This window comes from Mesorhizobium sp. WSM4836 (genome assembly GCF_055811815.1).
The window spans coordinates 124,997-140,539 of the sequence record NZ_JBVVQF010000016.1; the positions used below are offsets into that span (position 1 = coordinate 124,997).

Genomic DNA, 15,543 nt, shown 5'->3' on the forward strand with positions numbered 1-15,543 from the left:
CTGCGCTGATTGCTAGGCCTCAGGCCGCTCCGTACCGCTTCTTCAGGTGATCGGTGAAATGTACGGCATTGAGCTTTTCGCCGGTGGCGCGTTCGAGCAGTTCCGGCGTCGACCAGCGCGAGCCTTGCGACCAGATCCTTTTGCGGCGCCAGTCATTGATCGCGGCGAAATCTCCCTTGGCGAGGTCTTCGTCGGCTGAAGGATGATCCCTGGTCAGCGCCGCCCATTGCTGCGCCGCCATCATGGCGCCAAGTGTGTAGGAGGGGAAATAGCCGAAGGCGGCACCCGGCCAGTGGACGTCCTGCATCGGCCCGTCGGCCGGATTATCGATCGTCGACAGGCCGAGATAGTCGCGCATCTTGGCATCCCAGGCCTCGGGCAGGTCGGCTACCTCAAGCCGCCCCGAGACAAGCTCCTGCTCCAGCTCGTAGCGCAGGATGACATGCAGCGGATAGGTGACCTCGTCGGCATCGACGCGGATCAGGCCGCGCTCGACCCGGTGCACATGCGGCAGGATGTCGTCGATCGTCCAGCTCTCGCCAAGGTGTCTTTCGACCACCGGCAGCGCCCAGCGCCAGAATTCCGGATTGCGGCCGATCTGCTTTTCGACGAACAGGCTCTGGCTTTCATGCACCGCCATGCCGCGCGCTCTGCCGAGCGGCCAGTGCGCCCACGCCTTCGGCAGGTTCTGCTCGTACAGCGCGTGGCCGGTCTCGTGCAGCACGCCCATCAGCGCCGACAGGAAATCCGAGGTCTTGTAGCGGGTGGTGATGCGCACGTCGCTCGGCACGCCGCCGCAGAAGGGATGGTGCGAAACCGACAGCGAGCCATGGGTGAGGTCGAAGCCGACCGGCGCCATCATGGCGAGGCCAAGCTCGCGCTGCTTGTCCAAGGGGTAGCTGCCGGAAAGCGGCTTTAGCGGATGTTTCGCCAGCCGCTCTTCCTGCACGGCCAGTGCCTCCGGTACGAAGCCTTTCAGGAAGGCCTTCAACTCGGCAAACACGGGCGTGATGTCGGCGGTGCGATTGCCTGGGTCATATTGCTCCATCAGCGCGTCGTAAGGCTCAAGCCCGAGCACCTCGGCGCGAAGTGCCGCCTCCTCGCGGACCAGCGCTACGACGCCTTCGAGCGCCGGCAGGAAACCGGCCCAGTCATTCTTGGCGCGCAGATCGCGCCAGAGCTGCTCGGAACGCATGCGCGCGGTCGTCTGGCGCTCGACGAACTCGACCGGCAGGCAGGTCAGGTTGGTGTATTGCCGGCGGAATTCCCTGACCGCGGCCTGCTGCTCTTCGTTCAGCGCTTCCTGCTCGGCCGCCGTGATCCAGTCGGCAATCTCCGGCGCAGTCGCCCGGGCATGGTGCATGCCGGCAAGCGCCGACATCGCGTCCGCGCGCTTTTCGCCGCCGCCGACCGCCATATGGGTCGCCTCGTCGGCGCCGAGAATGGCGAGCGCATGTTCCAGCGCTTCGAGCTTGTGGCCGAGGTCGTCGAGTTTTTGAAATGACATTGTGGGTTCCGCTGAATTTGAACGGCGGGAAAAGATACCAATGCGCGGGCAATGGCAACCCTGAAGGCCGTCTGCGGATGGCCACGTCGAGCGCCAGCCGGACGCGCGACCCAGTACATCTTGTGAGCCGGACCGATCAGCGCTCGGTCAGCTTCAGCTCGATGCGGCGGTTCTTGTTGCGCGCCTCTTCGGTATCGGCGGGGTCGAGCGGCTGGAATTCGCCGAAGCCGGCCGCGACCAGCCGGTTGGCCGGCACGCCGTTCTCGATCAGGAACTTGACCACCGAGGTCGAGCGCGCCGTCGACAATTCCCAATTGTCGCGGTAGCGGCCGGTGCCGGAGAGCGGCTTGTTGTCGGTGTGGCCGTCGACGCGCAGCACCCAGTTGATCTCCGGCGGGATTTCCTTTTGCAATTCGATGATGGCATCGGCGAGCTTCTTCATCTCGACCTTGCCAGCATCGTTGATCACTTCGGAGCCGGTCGGGAAAAGCACTTCCGACTGGAAGACGAAGCGGTCGCCGACGATGCGGATGTTCTCGCGGTCGGCGAGAATTTCACGTAAGCGGCCGAAGAAATCGGAGCGGTAGCGGTTCAGCTCCTGCACGCGTTGCGCCAGTGCGACGTTGAGGCGGCGGCCGAGATCGGCAATCTTGGTGTTGGATTCGCGGTCGCGCGTTTCGGATACGTCGAGCGCTTGTTCGAGCGCTGCGATCTGCTTGCGCAACGCCGAAATCTGCTGGTTGAGGATCTCGACCTGGCTTAGCGCCTGCTGGCTGATCTGCCGCTGGCTGTCGAGCTCGCCGGAAAGTGCCGTTGCACGCTGGTTGGCGGCATCGCCCGCACCGGCGCCTTGCGCCAGCAATTGCTCGAGCCGGCTCTTTTCCGCCTCCGATGCGGACAGCGACGCCTGCAAATTGGCAAGTGTGTCCTCCTTGTCCTGTGTCGTCGAGCGCTCCAGTGCCAGAAGCTGGGTCAACTCGTTGATCTGCGAGTTGAGGCGGTTGAGCACCGTGTCCTTGCCGGAGATCTCGCGGCCGAGCAGGAACTGCGCCAGCACGAAAACCGTGAGCAGGAACATGATCGCCAACAGCAGCGTCGACAGCGCATCGACGAAGCCCGGCCAGTAATCGATGCGGCGGTCGGAGCGCCGGCCTCGTGCCAACGCCACGTCAATGCACTCCAGGCTTCTTCAAGGCGTCGGCGATCTTCTCCAGGGTGTTGCGCATCGCCTTCTGCTCGTCGGACTGGGCCTCGACCCAGTCGCGCATGATCTGCTGTTCCGAGCGCATGTTCTTGACCAGGCCGGAAATGCCGTCGGCGAGATTGGCCATAGCGGTGGCGACGCGCGGATTGGAGCCGCCGCCATTCTCCTGCAGGGTACGCAGCTTTTCCGACAACAGCCGGATTTCCTCGGAGGGTTCGGTCTTGGCCGCGTCGGCAACGACGATGTCGGAGGACAGGTCGGTGACTGAGGACAGCCAGTTTTCGAGTTCGGTATAGAAGCGCGTCTGGGCGCGGCCGGCCTGCAGGTCGAGGAAGCCGAGCACCAGCGAGCCGGAGAGGCCAAACAGCGAGGAGGAGAAGGCGGTGCCCATGCCGGCCAACGGAGCGGAAAGCCCCTGCTTCAGGGATTCGAGCACGGCCGCAGCATCGCCGGTGCCGGGATCGAGCGACTCGATGGTTTCGCGGATCGAACCGATCGTGTTGAGCAGGCCCCAGAAGGTGCCGAGCAGGCCAAGGAACACCAGCAGTCCGACAAGATAGCGCGAGGTATCGCGGCTTTCGTCGAGGCGAGTGGCGATCGAATCCAGCATGGTGCGCATCGAGCTGGTCGAGAAGGCAATCGTCGAGGACCGGCCGATCATCGCCTTCATCGGCGCCAGCAGCACCGGTTCGGTGGTTTCGGAACCGGCGCGGAACGAGTTGACCCAGCGCACCTCGCGGAACAACCGGCCGACCTGGACGAAGGCTAGCAGGATGCCGACCGCCAGCACGCCGATGATCAGGCCGTTGAGGCCGGGATTGGTGACGAAGGCGGTCGAGATCTGGCGCGTCAGGATGGCCGCGATAAAGGCCACGATGAACAGAAAGATCACCATGGTCAGCAGAAAGACCTGCGGGCTCGACAACTTATGCGGATCGTAGATCAGAACGTCGGAGCGCCTGCCCATGCCGAAGGATCTGAGAAGAGTCATCCGTGCCCCGTTTCCGATGCCGTCGCCGCCGATCACTTTGTGTTCGCGACTCTAAACGGAATTGTGACGAAATTGAATGGCGCTTGGCAATATTGCGACCCGTCCGCGACCGGCGGTCAGAATCGATTGACGACCAGGCAGTCGACCATGGCGGCCAGATGCAGCCCGGCGCCGGTGACGACAAAGCCATGCCACAGCGCATTGTGGAAGCGCAGGCCCTTCCAGGCGAAGAAGATCACGCCGCAGGAGTAGACGATGCCGCCGGCAACGATGAGCGCGATCGACGTCGCCGGCAGCGTCCGCACCAGCGGCTCCACCAGAACGATGCCGCTCCAGCCGATGGCCAGATAGAACACGATCGCCAGCCGGTCGAAACGGCCTGGAAGACAGACCTTGATGGCGATGCCGACCACCGCGGCGATCCAAACCAGGACGATCATGGAAACGGCAAGCGGCGAACCGCCGAGTTGGGCCAGGAAAGGCGTGTAGGTCGCCGCGATCAGCAGGTAGATCGCCGCATGGTCGAAGCGCCGCAATATCCATTTTGCCGGCGACACCGGCCAGAGATTATAGGCCAGCGAGACCGACAGCACGGTGAGCAGCGAGACCACGTAGAAGGCTGCGGCGACATATTCGCCGGGGCCGGTTCGATAGGCGGCCAATGCCAGCAGCGTCGAGCCGGCAGCGATCGCCAGCGCGATGCCCACGGCGTGGACGATGCCGTCGGCGACGATCTCGGCGCGCGAGTAATGCCAGCGCCCCATGAAGGGAATGTCGAGCTGCGAGAGTTCGCTCTGGGATTTGGTCCGGCTGTTCGTCATCGATGATCCTGCGTCGCCTTATCTGGGCGGCCGCGGGATAGTATTTCAAGCTTTGGTTGCGGTTTTGCGACTGCGGCGCTTCAGCGCGGCGTGCCTCTTTCAGCCGGCTGAGAGTGGCCTTTTCAAAGTCTTCAACAGCGCGCGCTGAATGAGTTCGTTGCCGGCAACCAGTGAACCGGCATTCAGCACATCCTGTCCCCCGGCGAAATCGGAGACGAAACCGCCCGCCTCGCGGATCAGCAAAATGCCGGCGGCGACATCCCACGCCGACAGGCCGGTTTCCCAGAACCCGTCCATGCGGCCGGCGGCGACGTAGGCGAGATCGAGCGAGGCGGAGCCGAGACGGCGGACGCCAGAGACCTCGGCCATGACATTGCGCAACTCGATCAGAAAATTGCCGTGCTGCCCACGCCCGAGATGCGGCACGCCGCAGCCGATCACCGCATCGACCAGCTTGGCGCGGCCGGCGACGCGCAGCCGGCGGTCGTTCATGAAAGCGCCGCCGCCGCGCTCGGCGGTGTAGAGCTCATCCATGGCCGGATTGTAGACGACGCCGGCGACGACCTGGCCCTGGCGCTCCAGCGCGATCGAAACGGCAAAGAGCGGAATGCCGTGCAGGAAATTGGTGGTGCCGTCGAGCGGATCGACAATCCAGCGGTGCTGGCCGTCGTCGCCCTCGATCACACCGCGTTCTTCCATCAGGAAGGCGTAACCGGGCCGCGCCTTGGACAGTTCGGCAAAGACGATCTCTTCGGCCTTGCGGTCGGCCTGGCTGACATAGTCGCCCGGCCCCTTCATCGAGACCTGAAGGTTCTGCACTTCGCCGAAGTCGCGTGACAGCGAGCGGCCGGCCTTCATTGCGGCCTGGACCATAACGTTGAGGATCGCGGAACGCGCCATTGCTGTTCTTCCTGCTGCCTGCGCGCCTATTTGCTTTGAGGCATGATCTTATCCAAAAATCTGCAACTTTTTGGGATCATGCCTCAGTCGGCGCGGCGCACGTAAGTGATTTCGTTGGTGTCGACGATGATGCGCTCGCCCGAGCCGATGAACGGCGGCACCAGCACGCGGATGCCGTTTTCGAGTATCGCCGGCTTGTAGGACGAGGCTGCCGTCTGGCCCCTCACCACCGGGTCGGCCTCGGTGATGGTCAGCGTCACATAATCGGGCAGCGAAATGCCGATCGGCCTTTCGTCATAGAGCTGGACCGTCACCATCATGCCGTCCTGCAGGAAGGCGGCGCGATCACCGACGAACTCCTTGTTCAGTTCGAGCTGCTCGTAGCTTTCGGTGTCCATGAACACCAGCGCCTCGCCCTGCTGGTAGAGGAAGGAAAAATCCTTCAGATCGAGCCGGATCTGCTCGACCGTCTCGGCCGAGCGGAAGCGCTCGTTGAGCTTGGTGCCGTTGATCAGGTTCTTGAGTTCGACCTGGTTGTAGGCGCCGCCCTTGCCGGGCTTGACGGTGTTGGTCCTGACCGCCACCCAAAGGCCGCCATCATGCTCGATGACGTTGCCGGGACGGATTTCGTTGCCATTGATCTTGGCCATGGTGAGGTGATCCGGAAATGAGATGATCGCCGCAAAGGGCAATTTGGCGCCTCCAAGACCACAAATCGCCAGCAGAGGCAAGGAGCGCGTTCCGATGAAGCTGGCCCGGCAGCGCGGCGCGGCAGCCTCAGTCCGTCGCGACCGTCGCGGTGACGGCCTCGGCCACCGCGTCGGCGACCTCTCTCAAAAGATGCAGGTGCGGCGAACGCAGGACGACAATTCGCAGCGACAGCTCGAGGCCGGGAGCGTCGACCAGGGCAATGCCCTGCGGCAGCTTTTCCCGCAGCAGCCGCTTCGGCAGCAGGCCAAGGCCTTGACCTCGACGAACCCAGTCGATCTGCAGCGCGCTGTCCTGAATCTCGGCCCCGACCACCAACCTGTGGCCGCCCTCGGCAAGGGCAGCCGCCAGCCGCTGGCGCGCGTCGCAAGGTTCAGGGCTGAGAACCCAGGGCATGGTCTCGACGTCGGCTTGCCGGCCGATGTTTTCGGCAGCGATGATGCCGAGGGGCTCGGTTCCGACAATGCCGTCGCCAGCTTTGGAATGGCCGCCGTCCAGGGTGAAGGCGAGGTCGAGCTGTCCGCGCTTGTGCTGGTCGGCCAGATCAAGGCTCCAGCCGCTCTTCAGACGCAGCGAGACCTTCGGAAACCGCGCCACGGCATCAGCAATGGCGGCGGCCACGGCTTTGTCGCAAAGTCCATGCGCGAGGCCGAGCCGCAGCAGGCCCTCCGGCTCGTCGCCCTTGGCGAATGATGTCAGCGCGTCGACGGCGGCGAGAATGTCCTTGCCGCGTGCCAGCACCTCTATGCCGGCCGGGGTCAGTCGCGACGGCTTTAGCCGGCGGTCGAGCAATTCCGTGCCGAGCATCTCCTCCAGCCGCTGGATCTGGCGGGTGACGGCTGGCTGTGTCAACGGCAGGCGTTGCGCCACCTTCTGAATCGAACCCTCCTCGGCAAAGAGGGCCAGTGTTTTCAGTTCTTCAAGCACGACACACCAGGACATGTCAGAGAGGCATAATTATCCTGAACATTATGAATTTGAAATCCAACACATGGCAAGCGATTTTCTTCCGGCAGGACCCAGCAGGAAAGGAACGACGATGAAAGCGATCGAATTGCAGAGCCCGGGCGGCCTCGAGAACCTCAGAATGGTCGAGCGGCCGACGCCTGAACCAGGGCGCCAGGAGATGATTGTGAAGGTCAAGGCGACGGCGCTGAACTACCGCGATGCCGAGATCGTCCGCGGCAGCTATCACACGAAATTTGCATTGCCGCTGGTGCCGCTGTCGGACGGCGTCGGCGAAGTCGTTGCCATCGGCGCCGAGGTCAGCCGGTTCAAGATCGGCGACCGGGTCTGCGGCACGTTCTGGCAGCGCTGGGTCGGTGGCAGTTTCGCCATGGCCGAGCCCTCCTATCAACGCGGCGGGCCGATCGACGGGCTGCTCAGCGAATTTGCCCGGCTCGATGAACAGGCGGCGGTGCTGGCGCCGGCCAATCTGAGCGACCTCGAGGCGGCGGCCCTGCCATGCGCCGGGGTGACGGCATGGCACGCGCTGTTTACTGAAGGCAGCGTTAAACCCGGCGACACCGTGCTTTGCCTCGGCACAGGCGGCGTTTCACTGTTTGCGGTGCAGTTCGCCGCCGCTGCCGGGGCGCGCGTCATCGTGACGTCGAGCAGCGACGAGAAACTTGCACGGACAAAGCAGCTTGGCGCGCAGGATGGCGTGAACTATCGCAGCGTCCCCGACTGGGCATCGGCCGTGCTGGGATTGACCCATGGCCGGGGCGCCGACCATATCATCGAGGTTGGCGGACCGCAGAGTTTCGCACAATCGCTGAAGGCAGCGGCGCGCGGCGCCCAGATCAACGTCATCGGCTATCTCGGCGGCAGTGACGGCGCCATCAACCCGCTCGACATCTTCCGCCGGCAGGTCAGGGCGCGAGGCATACCGGTGGGCTCACGCGAATCCTTCGAGGCGATGAACCGCGCCATTGTCGTCAAGCGGTTGAGACCGGTGATCGACCGGGTCGTGCCGTGGAGCCAGGCCGCCGAAGCCTTTCGGTACCTTGAACACGGCTCGCCCTTCGGCAAGGTCGTGCTTGACCATACGCAATGAGCCCGCCTGACGTGCCCGGGTGCAATAGGTCGCGAGATCGCGATCAGGGCAGGCGGTTGGCCCGTTGCAGCGCCTGCTGCGTCTGCTCGTCGGTCAGGCCCTGGAGGAAATCGTCCATCTGCTGGTCGATGAGCCCGGCGCGGCGGGCGACAACATACCAAGCGCCGGCAAGGATCAGATCCGGATCGGTGCCGATGCCGTTCATGTAGAGCTTGGCGAGACGGTTCTGGGCGGCGACATTGCCGCCCTCGGCGGCCTGCTTCATCCAGTTGAAGCCGGATTTCAGGTCGCGGGCGCCGCCGCGCCCCTCGATCATCCAGGTGGCGAGATCGATTTCTGCGGTGTCGTAGTTCTGCCGCGCGGCCTGTGCCAGCAGGCCGCGGGCGCGGACATCGTCGCGCGGCTTGCCGCCGGCGCCATTGGCATAGACCTCTGCCATCGCATATTGTGCGTCGGCAAGCCCGGTAGCGGCAGCGCGCTCGTAATAGGATACGGCTTTTGCGATACCGGCATCGCCGGGCTCCTGTTCGACCATCAATTGCGCAAAATTGAACTGCGCCAGGCGGTTGCCGGCCTCGGCGGCGGCCTGCATCAGCGCATAGGCCTCCTTCTCGTCCTTTTTGACGTAGCGGCCGTCGAGCAGCATCAGCGCATACTGGAATTGCGATTCCGGGACGCCCTGCTCGGCGGCAAGCGCATACCACTTCGCCGCCCCTGCCGCGTCGACCGGCACCCCGAGGCCGCGCGACAATATCTCGGCCACCAGCGTCTGTGCCGCCGGATCGCCGTTTTGAGCACGGGAAAGCGCAAGATTGTAGGCCGTCTTGTAGAGGCCGCGCTGAAAGGCGCCGTAGGCGGCGTCGGACGGCTTTGCGCCGAAGCGGTCGGGGTTGATGGTATCGGCCGACGGCAGCGGGGCGGTGGTGGCGGGCTGCGGCAATTGTGCGGCAATCGGCTTGTCGGCAGGTTCGCTGGAATCCGGCCTGGGCAGCGGCAGCGGAACGGGTTCCGTCGCCATCGCCTGCGTCACGGCCGTTGCAAGAAAGGCGCTGAAAAGGATTTTCCGCGGGAGCACGTCAGTCCTCGAAGCGCGGCGCGGTTTCGTCGAGCAGCGCGTTGGCGGCGGCGACCGCCATCTTCGGATCGACGCCATCGGCGAAGACGGCGCTGGACAGCGCCACGAATTCGGCGCCGGTGGCGGCGACCACTTCCACCGAGGCAAGATCGGATCCGGCCATGACGATGCAAGGGATCTGGATCACGTCCGCCCACCATTGCCCGAGCGACAGGTTGCGCGGGTGCGGCTCAGGCTTGTTGTCGTAACCGAAGCGGCCGAAGAAAATGTAATCGGGCCTGAGCTCGCCGAGTTCCAGCGCATCGTCGCGGGTCTTGGCGCCGCCGGTGCCGACCATCATCCTGGCCTGGAAGTGTTCGATCGTTTCGGCGAGCTCGTCCTTGCCGACCTCGACATGAATGCCGTCGGCCTGGACGCGGCCGGCGATGCGGGTGTCGCCGGCAATGATGGCGGCAATGCCGGCCGCTTGCGCCACCGGCACGATCTGCTCGGCAAAGGCCTGGAAAGAGGCCTCGTCCATGCCGTTTTCCGGCAGGATAAGCGAGGCGACGTCACCGCCGTCGAAGGCCGCGGCGATGCGCTCGGCCGGCACGTTCGGCGGCGCGATCAGCACTATACGGCAGCGGTTGGGCGGCGTTGCGTCATTCATTGAATTCGATCCCGGTTATCGCCTATGCCGGGCGAAGATGGTTGCATTGCGGCATAGAGCAAAGTGCGGGGATTGAACAGGCGGCAGGGGGATCACGATTGCCGTCGACGATTCTATGGGGCTCGGCGCACGGCTGCCGTTGGCCGAAATTCTCCTCGCTTGGCCGCGTGCGATCTTAGGCAGGAACCTTCGATTTCCACAGCGACCAGCCGAGATTCATGCCGGCGGCGGCGACCAGGATGGCGGCGGCGCCGACGATCTGCGCCGGATGCAGACGATGGCCGAAGGCGACGACGTCGACGAGAATGGCGACGACGGGGTAGATGAAGGACAGCGATCCCTGCAGATGCGTCGGCAGCTTCTGGATGGCGCCGTACATGAGGATGTACATCAGGCCGGTATGGACGATGCCGAGTGTCGCCAGCATGACCCAGCTCCGCGCATCGGCGGGAAGGTGGGTGAGATTGGCGAAGGGTGCCAGCATGAGAACGCCGACGCAGACCTGGATCAGTGCGATCAGGTGCGGCGGCGTGCCTTTGAGTTTCTTGGTGACGATAGCCGCAACGGCCCAGAAGAAAGCCGCGCCCAGCGCCATCGCAATGCCGGTAAAGTAATCGGTGCCATGATCGCCTGCATCGGGCGCGGCCTGCACGATCAGCAGCATGCCGGCGAAGGCAATGCCGAGCCAGGTCAGCTTGGTCATCGTCAGCCGTTCAGAGAAGACGAGTGCGCCAAAACCCACCAGCATGAAGGGCTGCGTGTTGTAGACAGCCGTGGCGATCGAGATCGAGGCACGCGAAAACGCGCTGAACAGCAGCAGCCAGTTGATGACGATGGCAGCACCGCCGAGAGCCGCGATCGCGACAATGCGAAGCGACAGCCTGCCGCGCAGCAGTCCCAGCGCCGTGCAGATGATCAGCAGCGTTACCGCGCCGGAGGCGCAGCGCCAGAACACCACGTCCATGATTGGCTGGCCGGAAAGGACGACGAACCAGCCGATCGTACCGAGGATCGCCATCGCCGCCGTCATTTCGATCGTGCCGCGTACCGTGTTGTCCATGGATGCTCCTGAAACCCGTTGAGATTTCATAATCCCACGGCGGATCAGGCCTTTCCATGACTTGTAGCTGATGATATGCAGAACGAGCCTCATTTAATTAGGTAAACATCGGCTTTTTCTTGGAATTGTAAAATGCTGGACGAGCTCGACAGAAAGCTCCTCGATATTCTGGTCAAGGATTCACGCACCTCGCTAAAGGAACTGGCGCTGCAGGTCGGGTTGTCGTCACCAAGCGTTTCGGAGCGGCTTCGGCGGCTTGAGGATCGCGGCGTCATCCGCGCGTTCACCATCGACATCGATCCGCAAGCGCTCGGCTACACCTTGCAGGCGATCGTTCGCATCCGGCCACTGCCGGGCAAGCTGCACATCGTCCAGAAGCTGATCGAGGAAATCCCGGAATTCGGCGAATGCGACAAGGTGACGGGCGATGACTGCTTCGTTGCCCGGCTGTTCGTCCGCTCGATCGGCGCCCTCGACGGAATTCTCGACCGCATCGCCGACAAGGCCGAAACCAGCACCGCCATCATCAAGGCGCAGCCGATCCGGAGGCGCCCGCCGCCGCTCCATATGCCAAACATGTGACGGGCTCCGGTGACGTGGCCCACATATTTGCGGTCGCGGTCTGGCCATTTCTGGTCTATTCCAGAGTTCAACTTTCCCTCCAGCGTCCCTTCCCGCATGTCAGGCCTGCTCGTCGATCCCTGGTTCTATGCCGCGGCCATTCCGGCCGTCATCCTCGTCGGCCTGTCGAAAGGCGGCTTCGGCGGCGCCGTCGGCTTTGTCGGCGTGCCGTTGATGGCGCTGACCATGCCGCCGGTTCAGGCTGCCGCAATCCTTCTGCCAATTCTGTGCCTGATGGACATTGTCTCGGTGTGGACATGGTGGGGCATCTTCGACCGCAGGATGCTGGCCGACATGATGCCGGGCGCCGTGATCGGCATTGCCCTTGGCTGGCTGACGGCGGCACTTGTAACCGAAGAAATGGTGCGGCTGATCGTCGGCGCGGTTGCCTTGATCTTCGTGCTGCGCTGGCTCTATTTGCAACTCCGCCACGGTGCCGGCCACGCGGCGGAGCCCAACCGCGTCGCGGCCGGCTTCTGGGGTACTGTTGCCGGGTTCACCAGCTTCGTCGCCCATGTCGGCGGCCCGCCTTTTCAGGTCTACGCCTTGCCGATCAGGCTCGATCCGAAGGTGCTGTCGGGCACCGCGGCGATTTTTTTCGCCGTCACCAATGCGCTGAAGCTCATCCCTTATTTCGCGCTCGGCCAGTTCGACACCACCAATTTGACCGCCTCGGCGGTGCTGATGCCGCTGGCGCCGCTGTCGACAATCGCCGGCGCCTGGCTGGTGCGGCAGATGCGGCCGGAGCTGTTCTATCCCTTCACCTATGCGACCGTGGCGGTCGTCGCGGTCAAGCTTCTGTGGGACGGCATCGCCGGCCTCCTGTAAGACGGCGGCCCCAGTCGGCCGCCGCCGGCTTCCTTGGACCTCAGGCGGCACTCGGCAGCAGCGGCCGCGCCCTGCCAAGCGCGAGCGCCGTGCCGGTTGCCAGCACGATCGCCATGCAGCCCAGAATGGTGACGTCGTGCAGCGTCGGCTTCAGCACCATGTCCGCGATGACTACCAGCATCACCGAATAGTCGAAGCGCGCGGCATTGAGGACGCGCTGGCCCTGGGCAAGCACTGCCGGCGTCACGCCATCCTTGGCGATCATGCCTGCCATGCGGTCGGCAGTCGGCTTGAAGACGAACATGCCGATGCAGAAGGTCGTCGCATAACCGGCAAGGCCGATCAGCACCCACAGATCGGAAAAGCCGACCCAGAAGCCACACATGATGAGGCCGAAGACGAGCGTCAGCATCGACATCGGCGCGAAGAGCCGGTTACCGAGCTCCCCGGTGGCGCGCATCGCCTGCAGCATGCCTTCGACATTTCCAGCGCGGTCGGCGCGTACCGCAAGCAGCATCAGCGTGAAGCCGCCGCCGACCCAGAGGATTGCCGAGACTATGTGCAGAAATTTAACGGCCGAATACCAGTCCATTATTCGCTCCTTGAGAGATGGCCGGAGCGCGAGGTTTGCTCCGCCTCGTTGCGAGGAGCGGGCGTTTAGCGCGGCGCCTGTTTCGGAACGATGTCGCGCGCAGGGTTGTTTTGTTTCGGTATGTCGGTCACGAGAAAGCCATGGCGCAAGCGCGTCGCCCGCACTTTCCAGCCGTGGTGCAAACGGCGCCCTGGCCGTCAGCTGTGCTGTTACGGCACAGATGCTGGGCGCTTGATCGAAAAATATGCCCCGCGTTAAGCCTTCGTTAAGCTTTACAGGCGTTTACTATCTCCATCCAGTGATCTGGATTCTTACCGAGTGGTTGGAGCCACTTTGTTTGACGCCTCCCTGTTAAACTCCTGAGAGCCGCCTTATCCGCGGCTCTTTTTTTATTCGCCGGCATGGACGTCTTGCGGCTTAATGCGGCCGTTAACCGTTTGTTAAACATGTGCTTGCCTTCGCCGGCAGCGAAGCGCATTTTCAAGCTTCAGTCGTTTAGGCTGCCGGATGTGGCGGCCAAGAGCCGAATCGGCCGGCTGTCAGGCAAGTGCAGGGGCGTAGCGATGAACGAGCCTTTGAAGGCGAGCGCGAACACCATCAAGCTGGCGGAGCGCCGGGTTTTCTCCCAATCCTTCAAGCCGCTCTATCAGGAAGGCATGGGCCTGGTCGAGCAGGCGGCCGAATATCTCGACGGCAAAGGCCGCGCCGAGGCCAAGAAGCTGTCGAGGCTGGCGGCGACGCTTTATGCGGCTGAATCGATGCGGCTGACCACCAGGCTGATGCAGGTCGCCTCGTGGCTTCTTTTGCAGCGGGCGGCGAATTCCGGCGAGATGACCCGCGATCAAGTGGCCTCGGAAAAATCCAAGGTGCGTCTCGACACCGCCTCCGCGCATGAGGAGGCGCCCGGCTGGGCCGAGCTGCCAAAGGATTTCATCGACCTCGTCAACCGCTCGCTGCGCCTTCAGGCGCTGGTGCGCCGCATGGATGAGGAGATCTATGGCGGCCTCGCCGAGGTGCCGCCGTCGAGCCGTCGCGTCAATCCGGTGTCCGACCAGATCACGCTGCTGAACACGGCTTTCGCGCGCGGCTGAGAGACCGTTTGGAAACTCTACGCCAGCGGCCATCTGATGGCCGCCTCGATTCTCGAAAACCACGCCATCTGCCTCGTCAGAGCGAATCTCAAACAGCCTGCGCGACGTAGCCAGACCTCGTTTCTGGTTTGTTCACATTTCGCTGGCATCGCTGCTCGCCGGGGGTAAAGTTGGCGGATGGGGGAAGCGATTCGTATCATCGGCATCGATCCGGGGCTTAGGCGTACCGGCTGGGGCATTGTCGAAAGCCTCGGCAATTCGCTGCGTTTCGTCGCTTCCGGTACCGTGCGGTCCGACGACAAGGCCGCGCTGGCTATGCGTCTTTGCCAATTGCATGACGGGCTCGCCGAGATCCTGCATGCCGCGATGCCGCACGAGGCGGCGGTCGAGCAGACCTTCGTCAACAAGGATGCCGCGGCGACGCTCAAACTCGGCCAGGCACGCGGTATCGCCATGCTGGTGCCGGCGCGTGCCGGCCTTGTCGTTGCCGAATATGCGCCAAACGCCATCAAGAAGGCGGTGATCGGCGTCGGCCACGGCGACAAGAAGCAGATCCACATGATGGTCAAGGTGCTGATGCCGAAGGCGACTTTCGACACCGATGATGCCGCCGACGCGCTGGCCATTGCCATCTGCCATGCGCATCACCGGCAGAGTATCGCCTACAGGCTGGCGGCGCTGGCTGGATAGATTTGTTCTTGACTTGTTCTTCGGCTGATAATAAGTAATACCGACGAGGTATTACCATGCGCGTTACCACCAAGGGCCAAGTGACCATCCCGAAGGAGATACGGGATCATCTGGGTATCGGCCCAGGCTCGGAGGTGGAATTCGTCGCCACCGAGGACGGCGCTCGGGTGATTGCGGTCGACGAAAACATGTCGGAGGAGGAAGCCTCGCGCAGATTCAGCCAGACGCTCGATCGTATGGCCGGTACGCTGGATCTGGGGGGCATGATGACGGACGAATATATGGAATGGCTGAGGGGGCCGCGTGAAGATCTCGACATTGATTGACACAAATGTCCTGATCGACGTGTGGGGTCCTGCCGGACGGGAGAGGAAGTGGTCAGCGTCGGCGATTACCGCATGCCGGCGCGACGGTGCACTTGTCATCAACACAATCGTCTGGTCCGAACTCGCGCCGCTGATTGCAACGGAGCAGGCCCTTCGCCAAGCAGCCGTCATGCTCAAGATCGAGCGTGAATTCCTTCCGTGGGAAGCCGCTTTCCTCGCCGGTGTCATCCATTCCCGCTATCGCCGCGCCGGCGGCATTCGCGAACAAACCTTGCCGGATTTCTTCATTGGCGCCCACGCCTTCATTGCGGGGCATCGGCTGCTGACGCGCGATGCCGCGCGCTATCGCAGCTATTTCCCGGATATCGACATCATCTCTCCGGAAACCCATTCCATGAGGGGCCTGGCATGATCGGCGAGTCCA

General features: G+C 63.4%; 18 protein-coding genes. 7 read left to right on the plus strand and 11 right to left on the minus strand.

Going from position 1 to position 15,543, the window contains the following annotated elements; translation table 11 throughout:
* Window positions 1–19: 19 nt before the first annotated feature.
* The 7 genes from AC0L2P_RS19635 to AC0L2P_RS19665 form a co-directional block, all read right to left on the minus strand.
* Window positions 20–1,507 carry a carboxypeptidase M32 gene (locus AC0L2P_RS19635; protein ID WP_473503137.1) on the minus strand — a complete coding sequence of 496 codons (1,488 nt, stop codon included), beginning with the start codon at window positions 1,505–1,507 and terminating at the stop codon, window positions 20–22.
* 136 nt (window positions 1,508–1,643) lie between these two features.
* Window positions 1,644–2,675: a peptidoglycan -binding protein gene (locus tag AC0L2P_RS19640; protein ID WP_352465687.1), complete on the minus strand. Its 1,032-nt coding sequence runs from the start codon at window positions 2,673–2,675 to the stop codon at window positions 1,644–1,646.
* Window position 2,676: 1 nt separating this feature from the next.
* Window positions 2,677–3,702, minus strand: coding sequence for a MotA/TolQ/ExbB proton channel family protein (locus AC0L2P_RS19645; RefSeq protein ID WP_023678019.1), 1,026 nt, complete (start codon window positions 3,700–3,702; stop codon window positions 2,677–2,679).
* A gap of 116 nt (window positions 3,703–3,818) precedes the next feature.
* Window positions 3,819–4,523: a PAQR family membrane homeostasis protein TrhA gene (trhA, locus tag AC0L2P_RS19650; protein WP_473503140.1), complete on the minus strand. Its 705-nt coding sequence runs from the start codon at window positions 4,521–4,523 to the stop codon at window positions 3,819–3,821.
* A gap of 99 nt (window positions 4,524–4,622) precedes the next feature.
* A complete protein-coding gene (locus AC0L2P_RS19655) occupies window positions 4,623–5,423 on the minus strand; it encodes an inositol monophosphatase family protein (RefSeq protein ID WP_473503142.1) in 801 nt (266 codons plus the stop codon).
* Window positions 5,424–5,506: 83 nt separating this feature from the next.
* A complete protein-coding gene (efp, locus tag AC0L2P_RS19660) occupies window positions 5,507–6,073 on the minus strand; it encodes an elongation factor P (protein WP_473503144.1) in 567 nt (188 codons plus the stop codon).
* A 127-nt stretch (window positions 6,074–6,200) separates the two neighbouring features.
* Window positions 6,201–7,073: a LysR family transcriptional regulator gene (locus AC0L2P_RS19665; protein WP_473503146.1), complete on the minus strand. Its 873-nt coding sequence runs from the start codon at window positions 7,071–7,073 to the stop codon at window positions 6,201–6,203.
* Window positions 7,074–7,170: 97 nt separating this feature from the next.
* On the opposite strand from AC0L2P_RS19665, the gene AC0L2P_RS19670 reads away from it, so the two are divergent.
* Entirely contained in the window at window positions 7,171–8,187 is a 1,017-nt protein-coding gene (locus AC0L2P_RS19670) for a zinc-dependent alcohol dehydrogenase family protein (protein WP_473503148.1), read from the plus strand.
* Window positions 8,188–8,230: 43 nt separating this feature from the next.
* Here the strand turns inward: AC0L2P_RS19670 and AC0L2P_RS19675 are convergent, their stop codons facing one another.
* From AC0L2P_RS19675 to AC0L2P_RS19685, 3 genes are all read right to left on the minus strand, one after another.
* Complete coding sequence (locus tag AC0L2P_RS19675) at window positions 8,231–9,205, minus strand: tetratricopeptide repeat protein (protein ID WP_473503200.1); 975 nt, start codon at window positions 9,203–9,205, stop codon at window positions 8,231–8,233.
* Between the two features lie 58 nt (window positions 9,206–9,263).
* Entirely contained in the window at window positions 9,264–9,911 is a 648-nt protein-coding gene (locus AC0L2P_RS19680) for a thiamine phosphate synthase (protein WP_473503150.1), read from the minus strand.
* 175 nt (window positions 9,912–10,086) lie between these two features.
* Complete coding sequence (locus AC0L2P_RS19685; RefSeq protein ID WP_473503152.1) at window positions 10,087–10,971, minus strand: DMT family transporter; 885 nt, start codon at window positions 10,969–10,971, stop codon at window positions 10,087–10,089.
* A gap of 132 nt (window positions 10,972–11,103) precedes the next feature.
* On the opposite strand from AC0L2P_RS19685, the gene AC0L2P_RS19690 reads away from it, so the two are divergent.
* A complete protein-coding gene (locus AC0L2P_RS19690) occupies window positions 11,104–11,553 on the plus strand; it encodes an Lrp/AsnC family transcriptional regulator (RefSeq protein WP_473503154.1) in 450 nt (149 codons plus the stop codon).
* Window positions 11,554–11,649: 96 nt separating this feature from the next.
* Window positions 11,650–12,420 (plus strand): sulfite exporter TauE/SafE family protein, encoded by a 771-nt coding sequence (locus AC0L2P_RS19695; RefSeq protein WP_473503156.1) that lies wholly within the window; start codon window positions 11,650–11,652, stop codon window positions 12,418–12,420.
* Window positions 12,421–12,460: 40 nt separating this feature from the next.
* Here the strand turns inward: AC0L2P_RS19695 and AC0L2P_RS19700 are convergent, their stop codons facing one another.
* Complete coding sequence (locus AC0L2P_RS19700; RefSeq protein WP_473503158.1) at window positions 12,461–13,012, minus strand: DUF2269 family protein; 552 nt, start codon at window positions 13,010–13,012, stop codon at window positions 12,461–12,463.
* 563 nt (window positions 13,013–13,575) lie between these two features.
* Between AC0L2P_RS19700 and rcdA the strand changes: the two genes are divergently transcribed.
* From rcdA to AC0L2P_RS19720, 4 genes are all read left to right on the plus strand, one after another.
* A complete protein-coding gene (rcdA, locus tag AC0L2P_RS19705; RefSeq protein ID WP_473503160.1) occupies window positions 13,576–14,103 on the plus strand; it encodes a protease adaptor protein RcdA in 528 nt (175 codons plus the stop codon).
* 177 nt (window positions 14,104–14,280) lie between these two features.
* Complete coding sequence (gene ruvC / locus AC0L2P_RS19710; protein WP_473503162.1) at window positions 14,281–14,793, plus strand: crossover junction endodeoxyribonuclease RuvC; 513 nt, start codon at window positions 14,281–14,283, stop codon at window positions 14,791–14,793.
* 56 nt (window positions 14,794–14,849) lie between these two features.
* Window positions 14,850–15,119 carry an AbrB/MazE/SpoVT family DNA-binding domain-containing protein gene (locus tag AC0L2P_RS19715; RefSeq protein WP_473503164.1) on the plus strand — a complete coding sequence of 90 codons (270 nt, stop codon included), beginning with the start codon at window positions 14,850–14,852 and terminating at the stop codon, window positions 15,117–15,119.
* Window positions 15,097–15,531 carry a type II toxin-antitoxin system VapC family toxin gene (locus AC0L2P_RS19720; protein WP_473503166.1) on the plus strand — a complete coding sequence of 145 codons (435 nt, stop codon included), beginning with the start codon at window positions 15,097–15,099 and terminating at the stop codon, window positions 15,529–15,531. Before AC0L2P_RS19715 ends, AC0L2P_RS19720 begins: the two co-directional genes overlap by 23 nt.
* Window positions 15,532–15,543 lie beyond the last annotated feature (12 nt).